The sequence below is a fragment of the Chryseobacterium tagetis genome, assembly GCF_016735585.2.
Lineage (GTDB): Bacteria > Bacteroidota > Bacteroidia > Flavobacteriales > Weeksellaceae > Chryseobacterium > Chryseobacterium tagetis.
Genome location: NZ_JAERSE020000005.1, coordinates 57,707 through 70,048, shown reverse-complemented (window position 1 = coordinate 70,048; position 12,342 = coordinate 57,707). Strand labels below are relative to the sequence as shown.

Genomic DNA, 12,342 nt, shown 5'->3' with positions numbered 1-12,342 from the left:
AATGTAAAATTGTATATAATTACCTTATTTTTTAATAAATTTTTGAGAGGAAATACCACCCTCAGTCTCAATACTGATAAGGTAAGTTCCTGTTGCAAGACTTTTAACATCTAATTTATTATTCTCTAATTTTACATTTATCTTTCTTCCTGTCACATCAACAACAGAAACATTATTAATTTTAAAATCTGTCTTAATGTTTAAGATATCAGAAGTTGGATTAGGGAAGATACTTATATCGTCCTTACTTTTTTCTTCATCCAAATATATTGATATTGATTTTTGATTATCACGACTTCTAAGTCTTTGCCCATTTTCATCTAAACAATCTTCAATCTTTGCAGAAAAAAATGCTCCTAACTGAATATGAGTATTTGGATAAAGAGTTATATTATTACCAGCTTTAAAAGCTATATTTTGGCTTGAAGGACTAACTTGATAATTGTTTTCTGTTTTTATAGTATTTGGAGCTCGATAAACATAGGAAGTGGAGGTTTCGGGAGACGTTAATGTTATATCTTGGACACATCTTGATTCAAAAACACGAGGTTCAATCAACTGAGGTAGCCCATATTTCGCCAAATTTTGTACGCCATTGTTCACCCCTAAATTAAAATAGTTCATATTTACAGTAATACCCGAACCATAAACATTAGGATTATTAATTTTACCCAAGTAATTACCATTTACAGGAACACTAAAATAAATATCGTTGTATTTATTCCGTTGAATTGAACCGACAATAGTATTAGTACCAAAATCATATACTTGAGAAAACACTGGGCTAGCTGAAGTTGATGTTACCAAATTAACAGCATAAAGTTTATTGTACCCTAAAAATAGTACTGATGAATCTTTATTAAATTCTGGAATATAAGAATTAATACTATATACATTAAGTCTATAATCAGTTGTTATCTTTCCAGTTGAATTATTAAAAGAATAGACAACATTTTTAGAATCCGGATTATAGACTGAACTAACGCATATATAATTTGAAAAATTATAACTAGAATTTAGTCTTGGGGATACTTTGATTCCAAAATGATTTAAATCCGTTTCGGATAATGATGCCGGAAAGTTTAAATCACTTATAACAGGATTTCCGTTATTAAAGCCTAAAATATCGCTAAACAAATAGCTATACAAATGCAATCCATTAGGGATGAGAATCCAAAAATCTCCTGATGATGTTGGGGCCACTGCTATTGCTTCGGTTTTAAAAAAATTACCGTTGTTATCTATTACAGGAACATTTTTGAAACCATCCACAACTTTTCCCAAAGGTAATCCATCCATTCCTAAACTTCCTTGTGACATATCTACAACTGTATAAGCTATTTTTGAAGTTGAAGTGGCATTAATAAACCCTGTTGTAAATATGTAATATTGATTTTGATTCCCTGGATGTTTAACTATTACTAATTGCTCGCTTGACCACCACCCTGTTAATCCTGCTCCATTTTGCATAATTTGGTGATCCCTATTCCATATTTCACTTCCGTTAGTATAAAAAAGCAATTTTCCATTGGCATCACTCACCGTTCCACATGCTTCAACAGCACTTGTCATCTGGCTATTGTTAAGATTTGTTGGCGATATATACGAAGAAAAGTTTACAGCTGCTTTATCTCCAAAATACCAATTATCATTCTCACCTTGCGAAAACAATAATAATGGCAACACAAATAAAAAAGTCATATAAAATCGTCTCATGGTTTTCAGTTTTATATAATTATTATTTTACTTTTTTTTCTAGAGCCTCGATTCTCTTTTGCTGTTCAATAGTATATAATGTAAGTTCTTCTATTTTTTTCAGTAAAAGAATGTTCATTTCCTTAAGCTCAATACCATTTTTTATTGCTTCTTCAGTGGAAGGAACTTCCGGAAGATGACCATTATTAGTAATAAAATGTTCTACTTCTTTTAATGGCATCAGTTGATAATCTTTTTTGAATACATAATCTGCCCAACCGTTGCTAACTGCGACATCTACTTTTACCTGCTCTGTTCGGATGCCTCCTTTTACAAAAAGTTTATAATTATTACAATCAGAACAATTAGCTAAAGTTTTAGAGCCTATAACAACTTTACCATAATCTTCCTGTAAATAATCTATCATATTATACCCATCCACTCTAAAATGAATATAGTCATTAGGGTTATTGTAAATTTGGAATACGGATGTTGCCATATCATCTACACTAAAAATAGGATTTCCCCAAAATGAAAAATCATAATTTGGATTAATAGCGGAGCCTGTTCCAAATCTCATCTTTCCATTGTCACCAATTACAATTCGATTTAGATTATTTGTTTTAAATATCAAATTCTGATTATCTGTAGTCCCAATAAAGTTTGTTCCGGGAGTTGTTCCAGAATTCCCTGTTAATGACCAACTATTTTGGGCGTTTATAAATAGTCCACTCAACACTGCTATTAAAGCTAATTTTTTCTTCATGATAATTTTAATTTATATGGTTATTTATTTTTTCTAAATTATGTGAATTTTTTATTACCAACAAAAAAAGAGCTGCCAAATGACAACTCTTTTCTAATATAATTTCTTTTAAAATTAATCTTTCAAAATCTTCTGAGAAACCGCTTCGTTGTTTACAGTACCTGTAACGATATAGTTTCCTTTTGCTAAATCAGCTACATTTAAAGTTCCGTCAGCTTTTACAGATGCTGTTTTTACTACTTGTCCGAACATATTGTAAACTTTTACATTTTTTGCATCAGCTCCGAAAGCAATCTCATTATTCTTTACAAAAGTATTTTTTACAAAAAGAGATTTTGTTTTTCCGAAATCTGCAACAGCTAATGAACCACTAGCAACAGTTTTAATTACAATGTTATCTAAATAAGCTCTGAACGCCGTTGTTGGTGTCTCAAAAGTCACAGTAGAGTTTGCTTGCCCTCCAGTAAATGTAACAGTTTTCGATTCTGTACTTCCGCTCATTACAGCTGAATAAGAAACAGTTTGATCTGCCAAGTTCGTCACTTTTACAAGTATTGTACTAGGAGTAGCTGTCCAACCTTTTACATCAAAAGTAATCACTACATTTCCTCCATTACTAGATAAATCTAAAGTTTTAGAAGTCATAGTTCCAATTAATGATGCCGTCCCTAACTTAGCCATTCCACCTGCACTATAAACTTTAGAACCTGTAGGAAAGTTTGTAACAGGAGCAATTGGATTAGTAGCTGACCCTGGATTATAGATATCAGTTCCACTTGGAGCACCAGTACCTGTTGAAGCTGTATTCCCTCCATCTGTGTAAGTAGCAAAATCCTCAGATAAAACAATCGTCTGTTGTGCGTTCGCTACTGCAGACACCGCAACAATCCCTAAAACAGTAAATATTTTTCTCATAACTTAAATTTTTAATTATTTATAATTTATAGGGCAAAATTACGTCATTTTTTTAATCAAAAGCAATAATTGCATTAATTTTTTGTTAATAGTACTAAAACCCCAAGTGTAAGTATTTTTTTAGCTATTTTTACCAATTATTTTTAAGGAATTGCGGAATTATCTTTTAATATTCGTATTGTTTTTTATGGGCGTATTTTTAAGTAATGCTCAGGTTTTCTCATGGAAGAATCCCAACCTTCCTAAAGACACCTTAAAAAAGGACAGTATTTTTTCCGCAAAAAAGGATAGTATCATTGCTGCAAAGCTGGAACAGGATATTTTCACAAAAGATACTTTGGATTTTGTAAAGACCAGCAACAGAATTATTGTAGATGAAGCCGTTTTAGCTAAAAATGATAAAAAAAGATTTTTAGGAGAGCTAAATTCCAAAGGATCTATTATTCGCGGGATTACTTTTGGGAATAACCAAGGGCAGTCTGTACAAAGCTCAATGGATCTTCAGATCTCCGGAAGACTGTCTAAAGATGTAACAATTTTAGCCAGTATTTCTGATCACAATCTCCCTATTCAAGCTGATGGATATACCCAAACCCTGGAAGAGTTTGATAAAATCTATATGCAGCTTAATATAAAGGATAAATCTATCCTTAGAGCAGGACATCTGGATTTAGCCGAAACAAAAAATTATTTTGCCAAATACCAAAGGAGAAGCATGGGACTTCAATTCCAGACGGAAATGGGTAAGGAAAATAAAACTTTCGTAGATGTTTCTATGGGGGTTGCCCGAAGTGAATTCTACAGAGTCCGTTTTCAAGGGGTGGAAGGAAATCAGGGGCCCTATCGACTGACTGGTAAAAACGGCGAGCAGTTCATTACGCTTATTTCAGGTTCCGAACAAGTTTTCATTGATGGTATTTTGATGAAAAGAGGAGAAAACCAGGATTATATTATTAATTACAATACTGGAGAAGTTACTTTCACCAGTTTCCGTCCTATTTTCCAGCAAAATTTTATCACCATATCTTATAATTATACAAATAGAAACTATTCAAGATATTTATTTACAGGAAAAATTGAACACGCAAGAGAAAAACTTAAACTAGGATTAAACTGGTTTATGGAAAATGACAATAAGAATGCTCCTCTTGCGCTCAATCTTTCTAAAGAAGATGAACAAATCTTAGCAAATGCAGGTAATAATCCTGATTTAATGTATGCGCCATCCGGAGTTATTACCGAATATGATGTAAATAAAATCCTGTACCGACTGAATCCTAATGGAAATTATTACGAATTTTCAACAGACGCCAACGAAACTCTTTATCAGGTATCTTTCACCTACTTCGGAACAAATTTGGGAGATTATAAACTTACCCAAACCACAAATAATGGACGTGTTTTTGAATATGTAGGAACGAATTTGGGAGATTATAAAGCGGTAAGAAAATTGCCTTCTCCCGAAAAGTCTCAGGTGTACTCGATAAATTCTGAATATGCGCTTAAAGATGGTAAAATTGGAGCTGATTTCTCTTTAAGCAACTATGATGTCAACTTATTCTCTTCAAAAGACTCGAGGCTGAATACGGGATATGCATGGCGTATTTTCGGAAACAAAGTTTTCAAGAAAAACAGCTGGAGCGGTACCCCCACTTTTGAATATCAATATATTGATAAGCAATTCCATATTTTAGACCGTATTAATGATGTGGAATTTTCCAGAGATTTCAACTTGGCTCAGGAATTCAGCGGAAGAACGCAAAACAGATTTATTTTCAGCTTTTTAAACAAATGGAACAATAAATCGACTTTAAATTACCGTGTCAATTATCTGGACGAGCAGGATTCTTATAAGGGAATTAAAAACGATCTGGATTTTGCCTGGACTAAAGGTAAATTTTTAACAAAAGGGAATTTATCTTATTTAGATACAAAAGCAACGCTTCAAAACACAAAATTCATAAGAGGAGGAGCTTCCACAGAATTCACTGGACAAAAAGGAAGCTGGGCTGTAGGAGGAAGTATGGAGCATAACGAAAAAACCTACAATGACACTCAGCTTATGGATGTCACCAGTTTTAGCTGGCGAGAGCTTTTTGTTCAGAAGAAAATCGGAGACAGTACCAGAACCAAATTATTGGCAAAAGTATACATGAGAGATAATGACTCTGTACGTGATAACCGTCTTCAAAGTATGAATAATATTTTAGGATTCATGGTCGAAAGTCAGATCATCAAAACAGAGAAAACTACCTTGAATGCTTTGCTTCATTACAGAAAGTTCTTCTACCAGAATCAGGATGCGGATGCCACTCAAAATAATGATTTCGTTGTTGGAAATATTCTTTACAATCAGCAGCTTTTCAGAAACGGGATGCGTTTACAAGCATTTTACGAACTAGGAAACGGACAGGAAGCTCAAAGAGAATTCCAATATATAAAGGTAACCGACGGACAGGGTATTTACAAATGGACCGATTATAACGGTGATGGAGTTCAGCAGCTTGATGAATTCGAGATTGCAGAATATTCGGATTTGGCTCAATATATCAGAGTATACACCAATTCCGTACGTTATCTTCCTTCCAATAAAAATAAACTTCAGTTAGCATTATTCGTAAATCCTGCTATTATTTTTAATTCCGAAAATAAATTTTTAAAACGATGGAATTTTAATATTTCCCTGAATTCGCAAAATTCATTTTATAAAAAAGACAAAGTACTGGTATTAAATCCTTTTGAAAAAAGCGATAATCAGATTCTTAAAAATCAAAATATATTAACTTCCGTACAGTTCAATCCTACCGAAAAATCAGGTTGGAATGGTAACTATCGTTTTATATCGAATGACAACCTCATCAATGCCAATTTCAGTAATGAAGAAAGAGAGCAAACCTCACATTTCCTAAATATCGGATACTGGTTTAATAAGGAATTCAGGATAGACTGGGAAAACTCAGTTCATGATATTAAAAATTCTTCTCAATTGTTCGCAACAAGGGATTACCGTTTAAATAATTTTGAAACAAAACCTAAAGCAACCTATAAATTCACAGATGCCATACAGGCTGAACTTTCTTCTGCTTACAGAGAAAAGCAGAGAGTGGACGGCGAAGAATTATTAAAAGCCTTCGATATTACCGGAACCATACAATGGGAGCGTAAAAAAACGTCTATCAGAGGTAATTTCTCATTCATTAATAATGATTTCACCGGAAATAATTTCAGTATTGTAGGAAATCAGATGCTTGATGGGTTAAAACCAGGTAAAAACCAGGTATGGAGTGTATTCATCCAACAGGCGATCAACTCTTTCCTTCAGTTGAATTTAACGTATGAAGGAAGAAATTCAGGAGACAGAACGATTCACATTGGTAGTATGCAGGTGAAAGCAAGTTTCTAACTTAAATTTTTGATAAAATAAATATTCAAATTCCATACTCACTGAGTGTCACAATTTAATCATTAAAAAAATCCCTGATTCATTATGCATCAGGGATTTATATTTAAATTCAAATATTAAGATTTATCTTTTAAGAATCTTAAGTGACTCAGATGATTTGTCTGAATTTATTTTTAAAATGTACATTCCCGGAGATAGTTTCCTCACATCTACAGAACCTTTTTCCGCATTTATTGTTTCACTCATTACTCTTTGTCCTCCAGCATTATAGATTTCTATATTGGTAATCTTGCTGTCGTTTATGATATTTAAATAATCAACAACCGGATTTGGATAATAACTGATTTTGCTGTCTTTACTGCTAATATCCTGGGTTGCCAAAACAACATTTGTAAATTCATATCCTCCTAAATCAGGTGTTGTTGCACTTCTCGGATTATTATCCGCATCTACAGTAACATCTGCGACCGGTGTACCTTTATTATCAAGCGCTGAATTCCCTGATGCTGCCAAATGAAAATCCGTTGCAGAAACAAACACAGGTAAAACATTAATGGAATTCGCATTTCCTCCAAAACCAGTCTGAATATCAGTTATGGCAGTTAGTGCAGAACCGATATATCCAAGATTTGCTCCTGAAGAATAATAGTTATTATAATTAATATTAGAAAAAACAGTATTGGCTGCACTGGAATAGATTGTATATTTATCTCCAGCCTGTGTCTGAGTATTTACAAAAATATTATTTCTCAGATCGATAGCACCTGCTGTCGTAATTGTAGACAATACATTCAATGCAGAAGGTCTTCCCGAAACGGTTTGGTTTGCATCCATTACAACTGTATTGTAATAAATTTTGTAACCGGCACCTGTTCCTACTACAATTCCGTTTCCATTATCATTTACTCCTCCCGTTGTAAGATATCCATATCCTGCTACTCCACTTACAATATTATTTGCAATTAAAGTATTTGCGGCAGTACTCGTTGATGCTAAATAAATTCCTTGTGCACCATATCCGCTTGTATTGGTATTTTTAATGGAGGTAATTTTATTTCTATCAACAATAACACCGTTAGTCAAAGTTCCTGCAATATAAATTCCGCTAAATAAAGTTCCTGTTCCGCTAGAAGTAAAGTTATTAATATTGTTACCTCTTATGATAACTCCTGCAACTGGTGCTGCTCCTGTATTACCGGATGTTACAGATATACCTGTTGCACCACCTGCACCTGTTCCGCTATATCCAATATTTGTAATTGTGTTGGATGAAATAGTAGTATTTACAGTTCCTGTGGCTAGCCAGATTCCTCTTTTGATTTCAGCATTAGTAGTTTCAAAATTCCCGATCGTATTATTACTTACTGTTGCTCCATCCAGACCTTGCAGATAAATCCCGACAAGTCTGTTGGCATCAGTTCCGGAAGCACTGAAATCATTGCCCGTAACTAAAGTATTCGCCCCGTTTCCTAATGCGATTGCTGTAAATAAATACAATCCAATGTAAGATTTTTTAATAGAATTGTTTTGAATGGTAACATTATTAAAATATCCTCCAGTAGGGGTCGTATTTCCGTCATACATGATGAATCCGGATGATGTATTGATACCATTTACGATATTCAGGTTTTTAACAACAATATTGGTATTGGCTGTAGCTGCACTTGTTGCAATAAAAGTAATAACCTGTGGACCAGTAGTCGATGTATTCGTAAATGTAAGATCTCTCGTTGTACCGGAAGCGGTATTACTTCCGTCCAGTGTAACGTTACTCCCAAGAATTCTTACCAATGCTGCACTCGCAATACTTCCTGAAACAGTAGGAGTTGTAGCTGCTGCCGGTTTTACAACTATAGATGTATAGCTTGTAGTACCTCCACTCGCATTTAAAACTGCTGTTGCTGTTTCTGTTGTATTTGCTGTTATGCTGATATTGATAGCTCCTTGATGTGTTCCGGCATTAATGGCATCGAAAGCCCCTTTTAATGTCGTATAAGTTCCAGTTGCTGTACCACTTGTAGCAGCAACATTTACTTGTGCGTGAATACTCATGACGGCAAAGCCCGTCATTAAGCAAAATAAAAGTTTTCTCATATGGTATTATTTTTCTATCTTAAATATATACAAAATATTTAACAAATATTTGATTAAAATAAAAATAAAACACTAAAACATCAACAGAACAACAAAAACATCAGCAAAATAGAGCTTTTACAAAAAATAAATAAATTCAAATATGATCTACTTATAAACTCTATCAAGACATAAAATAGAATTTTGTAAATTTGCACCATGATAAAAATAGGCAATATAGAACTGCCGGAATTCCCGCTTTTGCTGGCTCCGATGGAAGATGTAAGTGACCCTCCGTTCAGAAGGTTATGCAAAATGCATGGTGCAGATTTAATGTATTCAGAATTTATTTCTTCTGAGGGCTTGATACGTGATGCCATCAAGAGCAGAAAGAAGCTTGATATTTTCGATTATGAAAGACCTGTCGGAATTCAGATTTTTGGGGGTGATGAAGAAGCAATGGCCATGTCTGCCAGAATTGTAGAAACCGTAAACCCTGATTTGGTTGATATAAATTTCGGATGTCCTGTAAAAAAAGTCGTTTGTAAAGGAGCGGGAGCAGGTGTTTTGAAAGATATTGATCTTATGGTTCGTCTGACAAAAGCCGTAGTAAGCTCTACTCATCTTCCCGTAACGGTAAAAACCCGTTTAGGATGGGACAGTACTTCCATTAATATTGATGAAGTTGCAGAGCGTCTTCAGGAAACCGGTATCAAAGCCTTAACAATTCACGCAAGAACGCGCGCTCAGATGTATAAAGGAGAGGCAGATTGGGAACATATTTCAAGAATTAAACAAAATCCAAATATTGAAATTCCAATCTTTGGAAACGGAGATATCGATTCTCCTGAAAAAGCATTGGAATACAAACAAAAATACGCTTGCGACGGAATCATGATCGGTCGTGCAGCGATTGGCTATCCTTGGATCTTTAACGAAATCAAACATTTCTTTAAAACCGGAGAACATTTACCTGCACCAACTATTGAAGACAGATTATTGGCTGTTCGTCAGCACGCAGAATGGAGCGCAGAATGGAAAGGTGAAAGATTAGGTTTGGTTGAAATGAGACAGCATTACAGCAATTATTTCCGTGGAGTTCCTCATTTCAAAGATTTCAGAAAAAAATTCTTAGAAGTCTTTACTTTAGAGGAGATGGATGCTTTGATTAAAGAAACCCAAGCATTTTACACAGAATATTTGGCTCAGCAAGCATAAAATAAAAACCCATCAAAATTGATGGGTTTTCTTTTTGATATCACTTAATTTTATTAATATCCTTCTGAAGCAGACTGATTTTTAATTAAAGCCAATGCTGAAGAAGTTCCTATTCTCTTTACACCAAGATTAATCATTTTTTCGGCATCTTCCGGAGTTCTTACTCCTCCTGCTGCTTTTACAGGAAGTCTCCCTGCATTGTCCAGCATAATTTTTATTCCTTCAAATGTTGCTCCGTTAGGTTTTCCATTTTCAGTTTCATAAAAACCTGTTGAAGATTTTACGAAAATTTTTGATAGCTCATTTTCAGGGAAATTTTCTTCTGCCCAGTTAGAAATATTCTTGGTAAGATCTGCAATCTGAGCATCTGTTAAAGCTGCAATCTCGATAATCCATTTTGCAATTTTATGATGCTCAAGAGACAGTTTTGTACATTGTACAAATTCATCCTTTACTAGATTCAAGTCTCCTTTTACATACGCATTGTAATTAATAACAAAGTCCAGTTCATCGGCTCCGTCTGCAATTGCTTTTGTAGCTTCTGCCAGTTTTTCATCAACGGAATAGGTTCCTTCGTGAAAACCAATGACAGTTCCTACCACAACATTGGATTGTCTTTCCTGAATATATTTTTTGATCTCAGACACATAATCCGGACGAATCATGACAGCGAAAATTCCGTTGTCAATCGCTTCCTGTGTCAGTTCTATATCTTTCTGTAAAGTCTCTTCATCTGAAAGCCCTGACTGTGTCGGAGTTTTCAAATAAGTGGAATCCAAATATTGTGCAATGTTCATAATCTGTTATACTTTCAGTTGTCTGTAAATACCTTGTTCCAAAGATATGAAAGTTTCTGTTCTGGTTACTCCTTTTAGCTTCTGAATTTTGCTAAGGATCTGCATCAGATGATCATTATCTTTACACAATACTTTTAAGAAGATAGTATAGTTTCCGGTTGTATAATGCGCTTCTACGACTTCATTAATATCTCTCAAAGCTTTTACCATATCCGGATAATGACTTGGCTGATCTAAGAAAACACCAATGTAAGAAATTACTTTATACCCTATCTTTTTAGGATTCAAAAAAGATATTGAATTTTCAATAACTTCTGCCTGCTCCAATTTTTTGATCCTTTGATGCACTGCCGTTGTAGAAATCCCCACATTTTTTGAAATATGTGCTAAAGAAGTCTTCGCATTATCCATCAACATATGGATAATCTGCTTGTCAATGGAGTCTAAATGGTAGGTTGTGTTTTCCGCGTCTTTCATTTTTGTTAAACTTTTTACTTTTTTACTTTATTTTTTATTATTATGTTTTCTTAATTCTACAATTACAGGAAAATGATCGCTGTAACCACCCAAATAACGGGTTCCTGCATACGTTCTGAAAGGCCTCCCACTAAACATCTTATCGCGGCTGCTGATTTCTTCCGCATTAAAAACAGAAGCTTCTTCAAAACAAAATCCCGCGCTTTCATTAAAAAATGATGCAGACAATATGATCTGATCAAATAAAAGCCCAGATTTATAATGGTACGTGGAGTATTTTTTATTTGTAAATAACTGCCTAAAGGGATTTTCTAAAATTTTTCCTGAATGCGAATCAGATAGCATTTCTACTAAATTCTCTTCATCAGGATTCTCATTAAAATCACCAAACAAAATCACAGATTCGCTACTATTGGTAACAATTCCAAGAATTTTTTCTTTAATTTCTTTGAGAATAAAATCTCTTTTAGGCTTATTGACGTCTTTTTCTCTTTTGGAGGGTAAATGAGCAACAAAGACGTTTATAATTTCATCATTACATTTTATTTTCGAAAAAAGGACATCTCTTGTAGTATCATAATCCTCTTTATCAGGATTTCCTCTTTCAAAAAAAAAAGTAATGGCTTCGGAATCTAAAATTTCCACTTTTGATTTGTCATACAGCAAGGCTACATCTACTTTCCTTTCATCCATAGAATTGTAGTGAACAATTCCGTATTCTGAATAAAAGGGCTGCATCTGTACAAGTTCTTCTAAAACTTTTCTTCCCGAAATTTCAGACAAACCAATGAGGAATGGCAGGGTACCTTTCTTATCTTCTATAAGTTGAAAAACATGAGAAATTTTGTGTAGCTTATTCTTATATTTTCGGTCGTCCCAGTTTCTCAATCCAGAATGAGTAGGATCAAGCTTATGTGTGGGCTTCGGATCAGGTAAAAATAAATTTTCTACATTATAAAAAGCTAATAATTCCATCAACATTTATTTTCAAAGCGCGG

At 34.1% G+C, this 12,342-nt stretch carries 9 protein-coding genes; 2 read left to right on the top strand and 7 right to left on the bottom strand.

Annotated features, from left to right (window positions below; translation table 11 throughout):
- Nucleotides 1-24: 24 nt before the first annotated feature.
- From JI747_RS17115 to JI747_RS17105, 3 genes are all read right to left on the bottom strand, one after another.
- The gene (locus JI747_RS17115; RefSeq protein ID WP_225690090.1) at nt 25-1,716 is read right to left on the bottom strand and encodes a T9SS type A sorting domain-containing protein; all 1,692 of its coding nucleotides are present in this window, start codon (nt 1,714-1,716) and stop codon (nt 25-27) included.
- A gap of 22 nt (nt 1,717-1,738) precedes the next feature.
- Nucleotides 1,739-2,461: a hypothetical protein gene (locus tag JI747_RS17110; protein WP_225690089.1), complete on the bottom strand. Its 723-nt coding sequence runs from the start codon at nt 2,459-2,461 to the stop codon at nt 1,739-1,741.
- A gap of 114 nt (nt 2,462-2,575) precedes the next feature.
- Nucleotides 2,576-3,376: a T9SS type A sorting domain-containing protein gene (locus tag JI747_RS17105; protein WP_225690088.1), complete on the bottom strand. Its 801-nt coding sequence runs from the start codon at nt 3,374-3,376 to the stop codon at nt 2,576-2,578.
- Nucleotides 3,377-3,563: 187 nt separating this feature from the next.
- Here JI747_RS17105 and JI747_RS17100 point away from each other — a divergent pair, with 187 nt between their 5' ends.
- Nucleotides 3,564-6,779 carry a hypothetical protein gene (locus JI747_RS17100; protein ID WP_225690087.1) on the top strand — a complete coding sequence of 1,072 codons (3,216 nt, stop codon included), beginning with the start codon at nt 3,564-3,566 and terminating at the stop codon, nt 6,777-6,779.
- Between the two features lie 123 nt (nt 6,780-6,902).
- On the opposite strand, the gene JI747_RS17095 is transcribed toward JI747_RS17100, so the two are convergent.
- Nucleotides 6,903-8,873 (bottom strand): beta strand repeat-containing protein, encoded by a 1,971-nt coding sequence (locus tag JI747_RS17095; RefSeq protein ID WP_225690086.1) that lies wholly within the window; start codon nt 8,871-8,873, stop codon nt 6,903-6,905.
- A gap of 198 nt (nt 8,874-9,071) precedes the next feature.
- On the opposite strand from JI747_RS17095, the gene dusB reads away from it, so the two are divergent.
- The gene (gene dusB / locus JI747_RS17090) at nt 9,072-10,070 is read left to right on the top strand and encodes a tRNA dihydrouridine synthase DusB (protein WP_225690085.1); all 999 of its coding nucleotides are present in this window, start codon (nt 9,072-9,074) and stop codon (nt 10,068-10,070) included.
- 53 nt (nt 10,071-10,123) lie between these two features.
- Here the strand turns inward: dusB and deoC are convergent, their stop codons facing one another.
- The 3 genes from deoC to JI747_RS17075 are packed head-to-tail and all read right to left on the bottom strand — an operon-like array spanning nt 10,124 to nt 12,319.
- A complete protein-coding gene (gene deoC, locus JI747_RS17085) occupies nt 10,124-10,870 on the bottom strand; it encodes a deoxyribose-phosphate aldolase (RefSeq protein ID WP_225690410.1) in 747 nt (248 codons plus the stop codon).
- Between the two features lie 3 nt (nt 10,871-10,873).
- Nucleotides 10,874-11,344: an Lrp/AsnC ligand binding domain-containing protein gene (locus JI747_RS17080; RefSeq protein ID WP_100376671.1), complete on the bottom strand. Its 471-nt coding sequence runs from the start codon at nt 11,342-11,344 to the stop codon at nt 10,874-10,876.
- A 27-nt stretch (nt 11,345-11,371) separates the two neighbouring features.
- Nucleotides 11,372-12,319, bottom strand: coding sequence for an endonuclease/exonuclease/phosphatase family protein (locus JI747_RS17075; RefSeq protein WP_225690084.1), 948 nt, complete (start codon nt 12,317-12,319; stop codon nt 11,372-11,374).
- Nucleotides 12,320-12,342: the final 23 nt, after the last annotated feature.

Bases quoted from the DNA above. Each gene is read 5' to 3' on its own strand.
- JI747_RS17115 (WP_225690090.1), bottom strand. From the start codon at position 1,716: ATGAGACGATTTTATATGACTTTTTTATTTGTGTTGCCATTATTATTG.
- JI747_RS17110 (WP_225690089.1), bottom strand. From the start codon at position 2,461: ATGAAGAAAAAATTAGCTTTAATAGCAGTGTTGAGTGGACTATTTATA.
- JI747_RS17105 (WP_225690088.1), bottom strand. From the start codon at position 3,376: ATGAGAAAAATATTTACTGTTTTAGGGATTGTTGCGGTGTCTGCAGTA.
- JI747_RS17100 (WP_225690087.1), top strand. From the start codon at position 3,564: ATGGGCGTATTTTTAAGTAATGCTCAGGTTTTCTCATGGAAGAATCCC.
- JI747_RS17095 (WP_225690086.1), bottom strand. From the start codon at position 8,873: ATGAGAAAACTTTTATTTTGCTTAATGACGGGCTTTGCCGTCATGAGT.
- dusB (WP_225690085.1), top strand. From the start codon at position 9,072: ATGATAAAAATAGGCAATATAGAACTGCCGGAATTCCCGCTTTTGCTG.
- JI747_RS17080 (WP_100376671.1), bottom strand. From the start codon at position 11,344: ATGAAAGACGCGGAAAACACAACCTACCATTTAGACTCCATTGACAAG.
- JI747_RS17075 (WP_225690084.1), bottom strand. From the start codon at position 12,319: ATGGAATTATTAGCTTTTTATAATGTAGAAAATTTATTTTTACCTGAT.